17 protein-coding genes are annotated in these 15,543 nt (G+C 66.6%); 9 read left to right on the top strand and 8 right to left on the bottom strand.

Annotated elements, in window-relative coordinates:
- Window positions 1-418: 418 nt before the first annotated feature.
- From ACIO1C_RS27595 to ACIO1C_RS27560, 8 genes are all read right to left on the bottom strand, one after another.
- A complete protein-coding gene (locus ACIO1C_RS27595) occupies window positions 419-931 on the bottom strand; it encodes a hypothetical protein (RefSeq protein WP_401868149.1) in 513 nt (170 codons plus the stop codon).
- A gap of 2 nt (window positions 932-933) precedes the next feature.
- On the bottom strand, window positions 934-1,581 hold the full coding sequence (locus tag ACIO1C_RS27590; RefSeq protein WP_401868101.1) for a DUF433 domain-containing protein: 648 nt from the start codon (window positions 1,579-1,581) through the stop codon (window positions 934-936).
- A gap of 202 nt (window positions 1,582-1,783) precedes the next feature.
- Window positions 1,784-3,547, bottom strand: coding sequence for an ABC-three component system protein (locus ACIO1C_RS27585; protein WP_401868098.1), 1,764 nt, complete (start codon window positions 3,545-3,547; stop codon window positions 1,784-1,786).
- Entirely contained in the window at window positions 3,547-3,792 is a 246-nt protein-coding gene (locus tag ACIO1C_RS27580) for an ABC-three component system middle component 6 (RefSeq protein WP_401868095.1), read from the bottom strand. The genes ACIO1C_RS27585 and ACIO1C_RS27580 overlap by 1 nt, the downstream gene beginning before the upstream one ends.
- A 1-nt stretch (window position 3,793) precedes the next feature.
- Window positions 3,794-4,738, bottom strand: a complete 945-nt coding sequence (locus ACIO1C_RS27575) for an ABC-three component system protein (protein WP_401868092.1) — start codon at window positions 4,736-4,738, stop codon at window positions 3,794-3,796.
- Between the two features lie 158 nt (window positions 4,739-4,896).
- Window positions 4,897-5,046 (bottom strand): hypothetical protein, encoded by a 150-nt coding sequence (locus tag ACIO1C_RS27570; protein WP_401868089.1) that lies wholly within the window; start codon window positions 5,044-5,046, stop codon window positions 4,897-4,899.
- 8 nt (window positions 5,047-5,054) lie between these two features.
- Entirely contained in the window at window positions 5,055-5,594 is a 540-nt protein-coding gene (locus tag ACIO1C_RS27565) for a GNAT family N-acetyltransferase (RefSeq protein WP_401868087.1), read from the bottom strand.
- Entirely contained in the window at window positions 5,591-6,874 is a 1,284-nt protein-coding gene (locus ACIO1C_RS27560; protein ID WP_401868085.1) for an XRE family transcriptional regulator, read from the bottom strand. Before ACIO1C_RS27560 ends, ACIO1C_RS27565 begins: the two co-directional genes overlap by 4 nt.
- A gap of 233 nt (window positions 6,875-7,107) precedes the next feature.
- Here ACIO1C_RS27560 and ACIO1C_RS27555 point away from each other — a divergent pair, with 233 nt between their 5' ends.
- From ACIO1C_RS27555 to ACIO1C_RS27515, 9 genes are all read left to right on the top strand, one after another.
- Complete coding sequence (locus ACIO1C_RS27555) at window positions 7,108-7,554, top strand: ATP-binding protein (protein ID WP_401868083.1); 447 nt, start codon at window positions 7,108-7,110, stop codon at window positions 7,552-7,554.
- Window positions 7,555-8,214: 660 nt separating this feature from the next.
- Window positions 8,215-8,457 carry a DUF5999 family protein gene (locus ACIO1C_RS27550; protein ID WP_401868147.1) on the top strand — a complete coding sequence of 81 codons (243 nt, stop codon included), beginning with the start codon at window positions 8,215-8,217 and terminating at the stop codon, window positions 8,455-8,457.
- A complete protein-coding gene (locus tag ACIO1C_RS27545) occupies window positions 8,454-8,894 on the top strand; it encodes a hypothetical protein (protein ID WP_401868080.1) in 441 nt (146 codons plus the stop codon). The genes ACIO1C_RS27550 and ACIO1C_RS27545 overlap by 4 nt, the downstream gene beginning before the upstream one ends.
- Window positions 8,895-9,114: 220 nt before the next feature.
- Window positions 9,115-10,371: a hypothetical protein gene (locus tag ACIO1C_RS27540; RefSeq protein ID WP_401868078.1), complete on the top strand. Its 1,257-nt coding sequence runs from the start codon at window positions 9,115-9,117 to the stop codon at window positions 10,369-10,371.
- Between the two features lie 82 nt (window positions 10,372-10,453).
- Complete coding sequence (locus ACIO1C_RS27535; RefSeq protein WP_401868075.1) at window positions 10,454-11,746, top strand: aspartate aminotransferase family protein; 1,293 nt, start codon at window positions 10,454-10,456, stop codon at window positions 11,744-11,746.
- A 159-nt stretch (window positions 11,747-11,905) separates the two neighbouring features.
- Complete coding sequence (locus ACIO1C_RS27530) at window positions 11,906-13,228, top strand: UDP-glucose dehydrogenase family protein (RefSeq protein ID WP_401868074.1); 1,323 nt, start codon at window positions 11,906-11,908, stop codon at window positions 13,226-13,228.
- 13 nt (window positions 13,229-13,241) lie between these two features.
- Window positions 13,242-13,703, top strand: a complete 462-nt coding sequence (locus ACIO1C_RS27525; RefSeq protein ID WP_401868072.1) for a GNAT family N-acetyltransferase — start codon at window positions 13,242-13,244, stop codon at window positions 13,701-13,703.
- A 93-nt stretch (window positions 13,704-13,796) separates the two neighbouring features.
- The gene (locus ACIO1C_RS27520) at window positions 13,797-14,639 is read left to right on the top strand and encodes an SDR family oxidoreductase (protein ID WP_401868069.1); all 843 of its coding nucleotides are present in this window, start codon (window positions 13,797-13,799) and stop codon (window positions 14,637-14,639) included.
- Window positions 14,640-14,750: 111 nt separating this feature from the next.
- Complete coding sequence (locus tag ACIO1C_RS27515) at window positions 14,751-14,918, top strand: DUF5713 family protein (protein ID WP_401868066.1); 168 nt, start codon at window positions 14,751-14,753, stop codon at window positions 14,916-14,918.
- The last annotated feature ends 625 nt before the right edge of the window (window positions 14,919-15,543 follow it).

Below are 15,543 nucleotides of genomic sequence, written 5' to 3'. Positions count from 1 at the left end.
CGATCCACGGCGAAGCCCCCATGCCCGGACAACGCTGACCCCATGACGCAGACACGGCCACCAGGCCCGATCCACCTCATTGTGTTAGCCGTTGTTAGGCCGGAGGGCTGAATGATCGGTGCCTACGCGCGAACGTGGCCTGGTTGTGTGTTGTTATCTATCGGGCACGCTGTGGCGTCGAGCATGGACGAGCACGCCCGGTTGTCCGTCCGATCGGGCACGTATTGGGCGCGCCGCCTGGGAAGAGGATTCAGGCGCTGGGAGGGGCCAGAGCTTCGTCAGCAGCCCTCTGCGTTCCGGACCGGGCTTCCGCTTTCCGCGTGGGAAGGGCTGCCCTTTGGAGGTAGCCGTTGCACCGACGTGGTGGCGCCATTCGCCCGGGATGCGCACATTCGAGATCTCGAAGACGTGGTGCGCATCACGCGGTCGGCTTCCCAACTGGCCTCTCCGCAGATCGTTGGCGCACCACGGAGGCTCTCTGTACACGGGTATCAGGCCACAGCCGCGGGGGCTCGAGCGCGGGGATCGTCACCTGGAGGCGGCTTCCCCTGGTCGGGTCAATGCCTCGAAGGAGGATTAGCCGCTGTCCATCAGCCTCGGCCAACTCGTCCATCGCGTGTGGCAGAGCAGCACAAACGGTGGCGATCGCGGTCCCCAGACCGACCAACCCACCATGCTTGTTGTTCTGCCGGTACTCGATGCGGTGCAGGCCCGACTCAGCAATAGCCGCCACTTCAAGACGGCGGTTCATCTGCTTGCTGTCATTGGTGATGATGGCCTCGAAACCCTCTGCCCTGGCCTTGGGGTAGAGCTCAACGTCCTTCGTGCCCGACCAACCCTGCAGATCCTGGACGTGCGATACGTTGTGTCCGGCCAGGAGCGTACGCACGATGTTGGCCATGGGCCTCGGCATATTCTCGTCCAGAAGCAACTTCAAGCGACGACCTGCCTGGTGCCGCTGTCGCCGGTGTAGCTGTCCACGTAGTCGCTGAAATCCTTCGCGTCGCGGGCGGCCGCAGCACTGACCCCGGGATAGAAGTCGCTGATCAGGTCGGGCGGAATCCCATCACGTACCAAGGCAGCCACGTCTGACGCAGGGATTCGGGTGCCTTCGATGACCGGTTCGCCACCTCGGACGGACGAGTCGACCGCCACGTGGTCACGCGGCTTGAGAAGGTCCGGGATATGCCGACCGTTGCGGTAGAACGGGGCAAGGACGTCAACCAGTTCGTGGATGACGACGTTGCCCCCCTTGATGAGGTCTACGGCGTGGTCCGAGTCGGCCAGATAGATCCTGTCGTTCTCCGCCACGAGGGCATACGACGACAGGTGCTCTCGCTCGCCTAGGTCTTCCCGCAGGGTGTTCAGCGCCTGGCGGATCTTCTGCAGCGATGTCTCTTGACGGAGCTTCACACAAGTGCGGAGGGCGACGACGTCTCGGAAGGAGTACAGGATCGGTCGGGTATGCGACACCTCGGGCACCAAGATGGCGCCCCTACTAGCCGATGGGTTACGCCAGTGGGCGAGCTGGCGGATGGTCGCGCCGGACAACGCAGCTGCCAGATTTGGCTCGTAGGACACCGTGCCTCCCTCACCCGAACCTTGGCTGCGTGACGTTACCTGATTGTGCCGGAATGAGCACGGCTCTGAAGGACGGCTGAGCCCATCGAGTGGGTAGATCCGGCTGCTCGTTCGCAGCGATAGGCATTCGGAATCTGCGGACAGTACCAACCGTCTACGAAGCATCTGAGGGGGATGACTGAGACCGTACTGCGCCGACGCCTCAGAAGCGGAACCCGAACAGCCCCCCGTCGTCGTACTCGTCGTCCAACCGCACAGGTAGTACCTTCCCTGATGCGTCGTATCCCCGGCGCTGGGCCTTCTCCAGGTCGTCGGAGTTCAACGTGGCGATGTACTGCATGCCTTCCCGCTCCGCGACCTCGGCCGCCAATTCCAAAGCGTCGCGGAGTTGCCTGTCGTCGACGCCGTCGAAGAGGTGGCTGTCGTGAACGAGGAAGTCGGGGCCGCGCCCGTGCCGGTGGGCGACGACCGCCACGGTGAGGTCGAAGCAAAAGATGACCATGTTACCGATACCGCGGCTGTCGTCGCTATCGACGTGGGGGACGATTCGGAGGCTGCTGGGGCCGGCGTCGAACTCTAGGTATGCCTGGCGTCCTGACCCGTAGAGGCGTTGGGCGAACTCCGAGAACAGGACTGTAGCCTCGCTGGTCTGCATAGCTCGTTCATCCAGGTCGTCTTTTAGCGCGCGTTGGAGGTCTAGACGCTTGGCCTTGATCTCCAAGGCGCTGGCTTCCAGCGTCTGCGCTGCTTCGTAGCGGTGACGCAGTGCTCCCACCGACGCCTGCTTCTGCGCGAGAGCTTGCTGGAGAGCAGTGAGGGCTTCCAGGGCACCGCCCTCGTTGAGAGTTCGCAGGACCTGCTGGAGTTCGGCGCCCAGTCTTTCCCGCTGCGTTGCGCGGTTTGCGAGCCGATTCTCGATGGACTCGACCTCTTCGGCGAGGTAGTGCTGCCGGTTGCGGATGATCGACTTGTGGAAGTCCTTGACGTCGTCGAAGCGCCGCTTGACCTGGTCACCGAGCAGAATGCCCAACTCCCGGTAGACGGGTTCCAGGTACCTCACGTCTCCGTCGGTGGTGTCCCGTACCGCGGTTCGAAGGTCCGACAGGTTCCGCTGATCGATTGAGTCCTGGGAGTTGAGGGTTCGAATTTCGCGGTCGATCTCGTCGGCACGCCGTTTCAGCTCTTCGTACTGTTGCACGACGCGAAATGTCTTGATCTGCTCCTCAAGCCGTCGCACTTCCTCCTCGGCGATGGTGATCTGGCCTCTCAGTTCCGCGGTGCTGCCTACGATTCGGCCCCACACCGGGTCGTTGACGGCCTGGCGTAGTTGGCGTCGGGTTGCCTCGCGCGCAGAGATCTCGCGGTATCCACCAGCGAGCTTCCAGTCGAGGCCGAGGAGATAGGCGAGGTTGGTGGCTGCGTCGGCCTCCGACTGCTGGCTGTAAGTGCGAGTCGGGCTGTTGAAGGCGTGACTGGAAATCCGGCGGATCAAGAAGGACAGCATTGTCCTCCCGCTCAAGCCGGGGTGTTCTCCGCGCAGCCCGAAGAGTTCCGCCTCGATCAATTTCGTCCACCGTGTCGCCGGGATCTCTACGGGACCTGCGATGTCGATGTCGAAGAGGGATTCACGTCGTGGCTCGTCTGCGTCGATGTCTTGGCTCAGCCGCACGACCTCTGGGTGCGCCCCGCTCCGAGAGACCGCTAGCAGCCCAGCGTCGGCACTCGGCCAGTCCAGGTCGAGACTGAAGGCGATCTTCCGCACGGCCTTGCGCGCCGGCAGGCTCCTCTTATCGGCGCGGGCACCGAGGAGGAAGTGCAGGAGTTCCACCATGCTCGACTTGCCGGTGCCGTTGCGGCTGTCCTTGTCTCCGGAAACGTCCGTTGTGTCGGCCACGAGGAGGTTGAGGCCGGGAGAGAAGTCGATGCGGCGGAATCTCGGGTCGTTGGCGCTCAGTCGGCGGAGCATCAGGGCCTCCTCGGCATCAGCAGCTCGTCACGGAGCTCAACCGCTCCGAGGGCGTGCAGGACATCCAAGGCGAGCACGAACCAGCCGAAGGAGACGGGCGAACCGTGACCGAGTTCGGAGCGCCGTGATTTGAGCCGGGCCCACGCCTGGCTGACGGTGAGGGGACTGTCGAGTTCCTGGAGGATTTGGGCGCCGACTGCAAGCAGGGCCCGGTCGGGAGCAATGCCCTTGGTTGGGGTCAGCATGTCAGCTGCTCCAATCACTGGGCAGCCCGTTGGGTGACCAGCCCTCTGGCGCGTTCTCGAAGATGTGGCAGTGCTCGAAGAAGTGGGCGAGGACGACCCAGCCGGCGCTCAATTCTCGCGAGCCGGGGAGGCGGTTGCCGTGGATGTAGTGCTGCAGGTCCAGAAGGATCAGGTCGGGGTCGCTGCTGCGCCGACGCGCGACTAGATACTCCTGGGTGAACGCGGTGGCCACTTCGTCGTGCTCAAACGGGTCGTACACGCCGGCGTAGTACTGGGCCACGAGGTGCGTGTATCGCATCCCGTTGACCAAATCGTCGCGTACTTCTCCAATGATCTGGTTGAAGTCGACTTTCCTGTCGCTGACTTCCGCGAGACTCATCAGTGGATCAGCGGTCAGACGCTGTTCCTTCAGCCGACCCAGCAAGGGGGCAAGGTCACCCATGCCAACCCCGTATATCTGTTCCTCGATGGGTATTTCGCACCCAAGAATGTACTCGACTGTCTCACACGGCAGGGGCAGCAGTTCGGTCCATAAGCGCCTGCGACCCATTTGCTCGAAGCGGAGTGGCGGGTGTGCGGTGCGCGCCTCGGCCAGCATGGTGGCGATCTCCGGATGGATCCCGCGGAGGTCGTTGTGGACGAAGACGAACGTACTGAACTGGCCCGGCCGCTGTCGCTGCGCGGAATCCAGATCGCCGTGGAACTTCTTGCGGATCTTGGCGACGTCGAAGGTGGCGGGCGCGTAGCAGGCGTACAGCTTCTCGTCGTGCATGCTGAGTCCATCGGAACCCTGGTCGCCCAGTTTGCCGTGGGTACGTACATCGAGAAAGTCCGGGTACCGGGCGCACATTACGTCGTGGAAGAAGCCTTCGAAGGCTTCCCCGTGTAACTCAGCCAGCTTCTCAATGAACTTGACATACGCGTACATACGCTGCGCGCCGTTCACGGTCCCCCTCCCCTTGAACCGCAGGCCGCCTTCTGATGGCCCGTCATCACATTAGCCGCAGAACGCGGTGTGCGGCATCCCCTGTGTGTCCTAAGGCTCTGCGGCTGCCGTTCCCCAGCGCGGCGGGGGCGTGCTCCTCTGCGGAGTAACAGGGACTGTCAGCTGCCGACGATCATCTCCCGCACTGCTCGCACCCAGACGGACTGCTGGGGTGTGATGAAGAAGCCCACGCCGTTCCAGTGGAAGGTGATGTGCGGGGCCAGGGTGCCGCGTGTGCTGAGGGTGAACCGCCCCGATCGGTTAGTCATGGTGCCGGTCAGAGGACGGCGCGGATCATGACGGTGAGGACTGGCGAGGTCGGAGACGGCTGGCTCTGTCCGATGCTTTCGTAGCCCCACGCCTTGTAGAGCGCGTGGACCTTTCCGTCGCCCGCCGCCGGGTTGACCATGAGCGTGACGAACGGTTCGTCTCGGGTGCTGAGGAAAGTGTCATGGATACGCTGGGCGGTGCCTGTTTTTCGCCAGGTCGGTCGGACGCCGATCTCTTTGAGGGCTACGGCCGGACGCTCGGTGTACTTTGCCGCCGGTTCCGGGCTGGTGCGCTGCCAGTAGCGGTTGCCGTGCTCGATGGTGGTGCCGTAGGCGTAGCCGACCGGGTGTCCGTCTGCGTACGCGAGTACGGCTGCGAAGCCCGGCTCGGTGCCGTGGCGGTCCAGTCGTTCGCCGAAGGCCGTGATCGCGTAGTTCGGCAGGTGGAGGAGTGGGGCGCGTACGTCGGCGTATACGTCGAGGAGGTCGCCGCGAACCATATCGAGGGTGGTGAATGTGCGGAGTTCGATGGCGGGCGCAGTGGTCATGCGGGAGTCCTCCAGAGGGCGGCGTGCTCGTTCCAGGTCTGCACGGTGGAGCTGCCCGGGGCGGTGGCGCGCAGCGCGGCTCCGAACTCTTGCAGCATGCGTGCCACGCGGGCGTGACGGGTGGCGGCGTCGATGGGGACCTTCATCGCGGTGGCCGTGGCGGCGTCGGGCGCGCCCTGTGCGAGCTGGGCGTGGGCGAGGCGGGTTGTGGCGATGGCCCGGGAACGGACCATGTGGGGTCGCAACGCGGACAGGCAGCGGTGGGCGTGGAACTCGGCGGTCGGGTGGTCACCGAGCGCCAAGTGCGCGGAGAGGGCCAGGGAGTCCAGTTCGGCCTGGTCGTAGAAGGCGCGCATCCACACCGGTCGGTAGTCGGCGGGGTCGGCGCGCAGCATGGCTTCCTGCGCCTGGTCGAACGCACGGCGGGTGCCGGCGCGGTTCTGTGCGGTGCCCTGGATGGCCCCTTGTCGGGCAAGGCCGAGGGAGGCGAACAGGGGGTCGCGGCGAGTGAGGTGCAGGTTGCGGGCGACATCGTTGGCGGCGATCGCGTCGGCGGGTCGGCCCATGTGCCGGTACATCGTGCCCGCGTGACTCCAGATACGGAACTTGATCGCCTGGTCGCCTGACATCTCGGCTAGGGCCTGGGCCTCGCGCATGTGGGCCTTCGCGACGTCGTAGCGGCGGCCGTCGATGGCGGCCCACATGGCCGAGGAGCGGAACGCGGCTGCGGAGGCATACAGGCTGCTGCGTACGCGCTGGGAGGCGCTGCCCGCGTGCTGGAGGTTCAGTGCTTCCTCGGCGAGCGCGGCGGCCTGCTGCTCGATGCCGAGTTGTCCGCCGTGGCGGTGGTCGCTGGCGACGATCTCGGCGAAGCGCTGCTGTAGACGGTCGACATCGCCCATGCCGATGCGGCGGGTTGCGGTGCCAGGGGCGGCTGCTGCCGCTGCGGCAGCCGCGGCAAGGCCACCGACGAGGGTGCGGCGCTTCAAGTCGGGGTCCTCCTGCTGCGGTGCGGCTGGGGTGGACGGAGGGCGTCTCCGTGGCACGAACCCTAAAGCCGTGGCGGGCAGGCCGGTGACGTCTTCAAGTGCTCTGCGGGTTGCCGACTTCGGCCACGTCACCCGGCCTGCCTTCCAGGCTCGGACCGACGAGCCGTCGAGCCCGCCGGCCCTTCCGGTCAGGTGCTCCAGGGCCCTGTTCACCGCATCAGCAAGGCTGTTGGAGCTGTAGCCGTGTTCGGCCATCCACACCGCAAGAGTGGTGTTGCGCGTGATGTCCATTGACGCACGGTAGCTCTCACGTCACCCATTCGTCAGGTAAAGAGAAGGTCAAATCGCCCTAGGTCATCCCGTGGGAGGGGCCCGTGATTGCCCTAACCGGTCCGTGGCGAGGCGGAGTTATCTGGTTGTTGGTCGGCCGTCACGTGAGTGCGGGCGGCTGTTGACGGCTCGGTCGGCCCTGGCGTTTTCCTGCGGAGGACCGAGCGCCGAGACAACGCGAAGGCTCTACCCCAATGACGAGTCTCAGTAGGTCTGTTCTGGCCGCTTCCGTCGGCCGTCCCGCCTATAGCCAGAGTTTTCCGTGCGAGCCGTCGACGGCCGAGATCGGCCGCCGGTTTGTTCGGGAAGTCCTCGGCGTATGGCACCTCGACAACCTCGCTGACCGTGCTGCGTTGGTTGTCACCGAGCTGATTGCGAACGCCGTCAGGCACACGCCGTGTCATGAGATCCGCCTGATAGTCGGACGGCCGACCGGGACTCGGGTGCGTATCGGGGTCGTGGACCGGGCGCCGTGGTGCCTGCCTACTCTCGGCCAGGCGGATGACGAGGACGAGTCGGGTCGCGGACTGTTCCTCATCGATGCCGTCGCCGACGGTTGGGGTTACGACTTGCACGGCTCGGCCGGGCATCCATGGGCCAAAGAGGTCTGGGCCGAACTCCGCTTCAAGGGCGACGAGTGAATACCACCGCTCCGCAGCGCACCCGCCACTTCTGGACGTCGTCCGCCCATCCCCCCGAGGGCCTGACGCTTGGGGAGGCGCGCCACCGGGGTCTGTCATTCCGGTCCCGGGGCTGCGCAGCGCTCAACTGTCGGGCGGCCGAGCGGCCGTCCCTGCTACCGAGAACGGGGGGAGTCTTCCGTGGGGCGGCAATGGATCACTGGTGACTGCTGGCTTGGGTGCGGGCGCTCGGACGTGCGAGTGATCTGGCTCGGCCCTGTGCAGTGGGACGGGCAGCACGCCCCGTTCTTCGCGTGCGAGCCGTGCCTCAACCGTCTCAGGGCTCAAGCCCTCGCCTACTTCATGGAACGACGACCGGCGTCCGCCTGATCGGACTTTCGGCACACGACTTCCCGGCGTACGGCGACGGCGCCCGCGGATTGCCTCTGCGGGACACGTCAGCTCGTGCCGGGCGGCCAGGAGCCCCCGAGGAGCCAGCCACTGGCAGATGCTCCGAGTGGGGGCGGCCTTGCTGTAGCCGTAGAAGCGGCCGAAAACCACGCCGTCCTCCCACCACGCGGGAGCGGTCTGGCCCCACTCGACCGCCGCGTTCGTGGAGCACCGCCCAGAGACCCCCTCTTCAGCTACCTCTGAACCGTTTCCCCACGGCCCTGAAGCCCGCTGAAGAGGGGACCAACTTCCCGCCCGCACCCGAGAGGAAGAGCACCATGTGCGCACACCCCGCCGTGCCCGACGGCTGAGGCTCCTGACCGGGAGGCCGCGCGTCGTGCGGCGCATCACCCGGAACAGGGCTGGAGCCTGCTGTGCAACGGCGTGCTGTTCTTCGAGGACACCGGCGAGCTGCTTCCGGACGGGCAGGTTGTCGCCCCACATCGGCCCGTCCTCGCGGAGGCGCCCTCATGACCGCTGCGACGGAGAAGGCAGTTCGGCCGACGTGGCCCGCACGTTCCTTCGCCGACCCTCTGCCGTGGTTTGCGCAACCCAAACAATCGAGAAAGAGCCGACTGATCATGCACGTCCTGAAAAACCTTCGCCGCCTTCGCGCGAATCGCTCCACGCGCAAGGACTACGAGCCGTTCACCCTCCTCGACATGCTCTTGGACGACGACTCGGAACGCCCTGCCCAGCCGTCGTCTGTGGAGATCAAGCTCTTTGGGTTCCGGGCGCAGTCACACGGCCGGACCGGCTTTGCCGCGCTCAGGGCTCTGCGCCGGGAACACCCCGTACTGGTACACGGCCTCTACACCTATCTCAGCGTTTCTTGGTTCCTCGCCGTCTTGATCACTGCGTTCATGGTCCAGGGCCGCTGGTACTCCGGAATGCCGTGGCCGTACGCCTGATCGAGCCAGAGCAGATGGTTCCGCTTTCCAGACTTCCGCCCCGGCCCGCAGCCGGACACGACTTGTCCCTTCTACGCAGGACAGGGGTGGGTTCCAACTTCCCTGCCGGGTGCGGCCACCGAATCGAACATGCAGCAGCCTGCCCGCGTTGCGGCGGTATGGCAGCCGCGCCCGGCCGGGAAGCACGCGCTATTCCAACGCCGCTGACTAGGAGGACGAGATGTTCCTTCCCTATCCCGTGATCGAACAGCTCGACAACGCCCAGGTAGCCACCTGGGAGAAGTACTTCGCCGGCGCCGGACACGAACGGCCCCGGGCGATCGAGGAGGGTATCTGGCGCCGGACTCAGGACCCGGCGAACGCCGTCCAGTCCGGCTGGTCCGAGGACGAGCAGGGCCGCCGCCGCATCGTGCACTACCGCTACCGGTACGACCTGGACTACACGTTCCCGGTGCCGCGGCTCGTTCTCGCGGAGCTCTACCTGTACACGTCGGTCCTTGGCCCGAAGGCTGAGATCGACGAGTACCGCAGCAATGTGCGCTTCTGGCTCCTCCAAGGCGGCTGGCGGCAGGTCGACGACGCCATGTGGTCGAAGGGCGACCTGCGGGTCACCGTCACCCCGTACGACACGCACCCGCAGGACGAGCGAGCCTCACGGGAAACGCCGGCCGGGTTCTGCTCGCTCGACGTCGTCTTCCTCTCCGAGGACTTCGAGGTGACGCGCAACGTGCGGCAGATGCCGTGGAACGTCCTGGCGGGCGGCATCCGTATCAAGGACGAGCGCGGCAACCCGACCTACGCCGACGACCTGAGCGAGCTGAAGAACTACCTGCCGTTCCAGGTCGAGATCGGCTGCGGCACGAGCGTGGAGGCCGGTGTGCCGCCGCTGCACTTCCTGCACCAGGCGTACCGGGTCACCGAGCGGACCGACAACGTCATGAAGCAGACGCACCCGTTCGTCCTGAGCCCACAGAGGGACACGCTCGTACGGGAGATGCTGCTCGACGCCACGATGAAGGCGGACGAGCTGGTCACGATGTTCCGCGTCAGCTTCCTCGCCGAACCGACAGCGGCCCACCACGCGCTCAAGGCCCTCCACGACGCCGGACACTTCGTCGGTCCCGTGCTCCAGCACAACTTCGACCTGCTTGCCGCGCGGGCCGGGCTCGAAGAGTGCTTCGTACGCCGCTACGACCAGAAGATCCCACCCGTGCCGTTCCACTCCGAGGCAAAGGCACTCCTGGTCGTCGGCCTGCACGCCGACCGGCGGTCGGTCGAGAAGCGAGCCCGCGAGCGCGGCATGAAGGTCTTCTTCATCGACACCGAGGGCCTGGAGGAGTTCGGCGAGTACATGCCCTACCCGCTCGAGGGCCCGCAGGACGACGACGTGATCGTGAAGGCCGAGGCCATCCCCACACTCGTCCAACTGTGCAACCAGCTCGGCGTGAACGTCCCCGTCGCCCAGGCCACCGCCTGAACGAACGTCCTCCCCGGGGCCGCGCTGGGCGCTCGTGCGCGGCCCCCTCCCCGTGAGCACACCCGAGAAGGGACTCCCCAAAGTGAACGCGTATGCGCAGAACCGTGATCGGCTGCTGACGTCGTCCAGGCCGCTCCCCGACTTCGAAGTCGTGGGAACGCAAGGATCATGGCTGCACCTTGAGGGCGGAAGCCGGATCTTCGACGGATCGAGCGGTCTGCTGTGCACCAACGTGGGCCAGAGCAGTGCCAAGGTCTACGCCCGGATCGAGAATCAGTTCTTCCGCTACTCATTCGGCGGCGCGGCCGTCGTACAGCCCCGCATCCAGATGGAGCTGATGGAGCGTCTGTGCCGCGCGGTCGGCCGCCCCGACGATTCCGTGGCGTTGACCACCTGCGGGACGCTCGGCGTCGAGGTGGCCGTGGGCCTCGCGCGGAACATCACCCGCGTGCGCAACGGGAAGCTGCGCGGCGACATCCTGACCTCGACGTTGAGCTACCACGGGATGTCCGCACTGACCCTCGCCCTGGCCGGGAACCACGCCCGCCGACCCCGCCCGGAGGACGCGCTCGACCTCGGGCCCGGCTTCCCGGCGCCCTACCCGCCGACGCACCCCCACTCGGACCGCGACTGCGACGCCTCGTGCGCCGACGAGATCGCCAAGGAGATCGACCGCCGCGGCGCCCAGAACGTCGCCGCCGTACTCATCGAGCCCATCAACGGGACCACGGGCGGCGCCTTCGTACCGCCCGATGGCTACCTCCGCCGGGTCTCGGAAATCTGCCGGGAGAGGCACGTCCTCGTGATCCACGACGAGGTGCTGACCGGGCTCTGGCGCACCGGAACACCGCTGGCCAGCCACCACTGGGACGGCTGCGAACCCGACATCGTGATCCTCTCGAAAGGACTGGGCGCCGGCTACACCAGCGTCGGCGCGGTGCTGGTCTCGCCCGAGATGGCGTGGTGGCTCCGCGATGCGGACGCCGCCTCGCTCCCCGCGATGGGCACCATGGCCACCCATCCCCTCATGGCAGCGGCGTGCCTAGGCGTCCTTGACGAGCTGGAGGAAATGGACTTGGCCGCCTTCGCGGCGCGCGGCGAACGTCTCCAGGAGGCCATGACGTCACTGAACGGTGTCGGGCCGGTGCGGGACATCCGTGGGCGAGGCTTCCTCTACGGCGTGGAGGTCGCCCCGGGACAGCTCTGGCCCGTGATGAAGGCCGCCGAGGAACGCGGCGTGTTCTTCTACCCGTTCACCGGCGCCGGGGATCCGAAGAGTGAAGGGCTGGTCGTCGCACCCCCGCTGACGTCGACGGACGAGGACATCGAGTTCCTCACCACCGCCCTGTCCAGCGCGCTGGATGCCCTGAACTGAACCGTCCGAGGCCGCTTGCTGGCACGACGCCAGACTCGCACCACCGGATCGAACAACTCCAACGAACCCGCGAGCAACCCGACTCGGGTCCTGCTCGCCGATAGCGTCTGAGGGCACACCGACGTCGGTGTGCCCCCGACCAGACAAGGACGACCTGCAATGCGTGTTTCCGTGATCGGCTGCGGTCACCTCGGCATCCCGCACGCTGCGGCGATGGCCGAACTCGGCCACGGCGTCATCGGTGTGGACGTCGACCAGGCCAAGGTCGACCGACTCAACGCCGGCGAGTGCCCCATCTACGAGATCGGTCTGCCGGAACTGCTCGCCCGCCACACCCAGAACGGACGTCTGCGCTTCACCACCGACATCCGCGAGGCCGCCGGCTTCGCCGAACTGCACTTCATCGGCGTCGGCACCCCCATCGACGCCGACGGCCGCTCCTACGACACCGCACAGGTCTTCGGCGCGATCCGTCAGCTCGCCCCCCACCTCGACCGGGCGTGCACGATCGTCGGGAAGTCCACCGTCACCGTCGGCACCACCACCCAGGTCACCGCCCTCGCGCAGCGCCTGGCCCCCGTGGGCGACCGGGTCGACGTCGTATGGAACCCGGAGTTCCTGCGCGAAGGTCACGCCGTCGAGGACACCCTCCGGCCGGACCGGCTCATCGCCGGAGTTGCCACCGCGGAGGGTGAGAAAGCGATCCGTGCGGTGTACGCCGGGATCATCGACGCGGGTGTACCGATCTTCATCACCGACCCGCAGACCGCCGAGCTGGCCAAGGGCGCCGCGAACACCTTCCTCGGACTCAAGATCAGCTACATCAACGCCGTCGCCGACATGTGCGAAGCCGCGGGCGGCGATGTCTCCCAGATCGTGGACATCCTCGGCATCGACCCCCGCATCGGCGCGGGCGGCATGAGGCCCGGCATCGGCTACGGCGGCGGCTGCCTCCCCAAGGATGTCCGCGCCTTCACCGCTTCCGCCCGGCAGCTCGGCGCCGATCAGGCTGCGACCCTCCTGCGCGCTGCCGAGGAGATCAACGAGCACCGTACGGATGTCGCCCTCGGACTCATCACGCGCGCCCTGGGCGACCGCCCCATCAAGGGCGCCCAGATCACCGTGTGGGGTGCTGCGTTCAAGCCCGGCACCAACGACGTGCGCGAGTCGCCGGCCCTCGCTCTCTCCCAGGCACTCCAGCAGGCCGGCGGCGTCATCACCGTCCACGACCCGCAGGCCGTACCCACGGCGATGGTCCGCAACCCGGAGCTGGACTACACCAACGACCTCGCCGGCTCCCTCGACGGCGCGGACCTCGTCGTCCTGGCTACCGAGTGGCCCGAGTACGGGCAGGCCGACCCTCGCGCTTTGGTGGACCGCCCGGCCAACCCCCTACTCGTGGACTGCCGCACCACTCTCGACCCCGAGCCCTGGCGCACTGTGGGCTGGACCGTCCACCAGCTCGGGCGTCCGGGAAAGTAGACCGGGCCGCGCTATGAACAGCGATGACGTGGTCCTTCGCCGTGCAGCCGCAACCGACGCGGGTGCCGCGGCGGACGTGTGGCTCCGCTCGTACGCCGCGGCGCTGCCGACCGTACGCTGCGCCCACGACGAACCAGACGTGCATGACTGGTTCGCCCGCGTGCTCGTGCCGCAGTACGAGACCTGGGTCGCCGTCACCGGGAACAGCGTGGTGGGCCTCCTTGTGCTCAAAGGGAAGGAGCTGAAGCAGCTCTACCTCGAACCGGAATGGCGCGGACGGGGCCTCGGCGACAGATTCATGTCCCTGGCCAAGCAGCAACAGCCTGACGGCCTGTCGCTGTGGACGTTCCAAGTCAACAGCCCAGCCCGGCGCTTCTACCAGAGGCACGGCTTCACCGAGGCCGAGCGCACCGACGGCCAGCACAACGACGAGCAAGAGCCCGACGTCCGCTACGTCTGGAAGCCGCCGACGTAGTCGCCTTCCGCCTCCCCGGATGATGACGGACGGTCACACGAGCACTGAGTGGCCGCCCGCCATCGTGGGGCCCACGGGGCTACGGTTACGCGCATGACAATTCTGATCGTCGGCGGGTCCGGCTTCCTGGGGTCCGAGCTGGTCCGGCAGGCGAGAGCGGCGGGTCACACGACGGTCGCGACGTACGCGACCAAGCCGGGCACCGCCTCCCCCACCGCGTGGTGCCCCCTCGATCTGCGGGACGCGGGAAGGCTGGACACAGTCATGGCCGAGGTGAACCCGCGCGTCGTCATCAACGCTTCAAGCGGCCGGGCTGACTGGGCGGTTACGGCGGAAGGTCCGCTCCAGCTCGCGATAGTCGCCGCGAAGCACGGAACCCGTATGGTTCACATGTCCACCGACGCGGTGTTCTCCGGCGTCGGCCGAGCCCACTACGACGAGTCCCGTCTCCCCGACCCCATCACCCCGTACGGCGCGGCCAAGGCAGCGGCGGAGACCGGGATCCTCGCGGTGCATCCGAAGGCCGTGGTCGCCCGTACGTCGCTGATCATCGGGCACGGGCGTTCCGTCCACGAGCGCCTGGTGCACCAACTCGCCGCCGGAGCCGTCGACGGTGCCCTGTTCACCGACGACATCCGCTGTCCCGTCCATGTCTCGGACCTGGCAGCCGCGCTGCTCGAACTCGCGACGAGCGGTGCGGCAGGTATCCACCACCTCGCGGGGTCCGACGCCCTGAGCCGCCATGAACTCGGCGTCCTAATCGCCAGACGCGACGGCATCGACCCCTCCCGTCTGCCCGCGAGCCTGCGGGCAGAGAGCACCGTTCCCGGAGCCCTCGACGTGCGCCTTGACAGTCAGAAGACCCAACGGTCCTTGCGCACCCACCTGCGCGGCGCTCGGGACTTCCTCCGCCTTTGCGATGCGGGCCAGCTCTAGGGCGTGTTGTGAAAGTCCTGGTCGCGTGAGGTCTGGCGTCCATCGGGGCGTCGCTGTCAGTGGTGCTGCGCATGACCGGCGCGTCAGCTTTCGCGGAGATAGGGAAGTGCCATGCCGATCACTAACCAACAGGTAGCGGGACACGCGTTCCTGCGGCAGATGCACGACGACGCGCACTTCCCTGATCACGTGGTCGATCAGGGGAAGGCGAGCCTGCTGAGGCTGTGCGAGCGGATTGAGGTCGGGCGGCCGTCGGACCTGGAGCTCTTGGCTACGTAGGCGAGTTTCGAGAACGTCTGCTGCTCATTGACGGGAACACTCGGTTGCACGGGGAAGTGATGTCGCTGAGTTCTGGGAAACGCGTGGGTGCTTGCTTTGGGGCCTCACTTGTGGTCTGTGCGGCGAGGGGTGCGGGTGTGGCCGAAGTCCGAGGCTGATCCGCATGCGGCGATCCACTGCGGGGGTTCCGTAGGGAGCGTCGTGTGCGCTGTGCAGCTGCCGGGACCCGGGTCATTTGACCGGCCCTACCGCGCCATGACGATCAACCCGTTTGCACAATCCGTGAGCAGTTCGTTACTTTTTGCATGTATCTGAGGTGTGCCGCTTGCCCGTCTGCCGGTGTGTTGACCCGGCATCGCATCGCCTGAACTGGAGCGCGTGTGGCTGACCAGACCAATCCGCTGGAAGACGATCAGAATCTGTGGCGGGCGGTCTACACGACCGCCGACGGGTGGAGTCCGGCGGTGGCGTTCGCCGACCACCTGTCGGCCGCCGCGCCTGCTCTCGCCGACGTGAACGGAACCCTGTACTGCGTGCACCGAGGCGCCCGCGAAGAGGATACGAAGCAGCTCCCCGTAAAGTGGACCAGCTTCACCCCGTCCGCGCTGCGGGCCCACATTGCGGC

It is taken from the genome of Streptomyces sp. NPDC087420, assembly GCF_044744165.1.
In the GTDB taxonomy this organism is placed as follows: Bacteria; Actinomycetota; Actinomycetes; order Streptomycetales; family Streptomycetaceae; genus Streptomyces.
Note: the sequence above shows the minus strand (reverse complement) of the source record. Positions and strands in the feature narration are given on the sequence as shown.

Bases quoted from the DNA above. Each gene is read 5' to 3' on its own strand.
- ACIO1C_RS27585 (WP_401868098.1), bottom strand. From the start codon at position 3,547: ATGCTCCGCCGACTGAGCGCCAACGACCCGAGATTCCGCCGCATCGAC.
- ACIO1C_RS27580 (WP_401868095.1), bottom strand. From the start codon at position 3,792: ATGCTGACCCCAACCAAGGGCATTGCTCCCGACCGGGCCCTGCTTGCA.
- ACIO1C_RS27570 (WP_401868089.1), bottom strand. From the start codon at position 5,046: ATGACTAACCGATCGGGGCGGTTCACCCTCAGCACACGCGGCACCCTG.
- ACIO1C_RS27565 (WP_401868087.1), bottom strand. From the start codon at position 5,594: ATGACCACTGCGCCCGCCATCGAACTCCGCACATTCACCACCCTCGAT.
- ACIO1C_RS27560 (WP_401868085.1), bottom strand. From the start codon at position 6,874: ATGGACATCACGCGCAACACCACTCTTGCGGTGTGGATGGCCGAACAC.
- ACIO1C_RS27555 (WP_401868083.1), top strand. From the start codon at position 7,108: ATGACGAGTCTCAGTAGGTCTGTTCTGGCCGCTTCCGTCGGCCGTCCC.
- ACIO1C_RS27545 (WP_401868080.1), top strand. From the start codon at position 8,454: ATGACCGCTGCGACGGAGAAGGCAGTTCGGCCGACGTGGCCCGCACGT.
- ACIO1C_RS27540 (WP_401868078.1), top strand. From the start codon at position 9,115: ATGTTCCTTCCCTATCCCGTGATCGAACAGCTCGACAACGCCCAGGTA.
- ACIO1C_RS27530 (WP_401868074.1), top strand. From the start codon at position 11,906: ATGCGTGTTTCCGTGATCGGCTGCGGTCACCTCGGCATCCCGCACGCT.
- ACIO1C_RS27525 (WP_401868072.1), top strand. From the start codon at position 13,242: ATGAACAGCGATGACGTGGTCCTTCGCCGTGCAGCCGCAACCGACGCG.
- ACIO1C_RS27520 (WP_401868069.1), top strand. From the start codon at position 13,797: ATGACAATTCTGATCGTCGGCGGGTCCGGCTTCCTGGGGTCCGAGCTG.
- ACIO1C_RS27515 (WP_401868066.1), top strand. From the start codon at position 14,751: ATGCCGATCACTAACCAACAGGTAGCGGGACACGCGTTCCTGCGGCAG.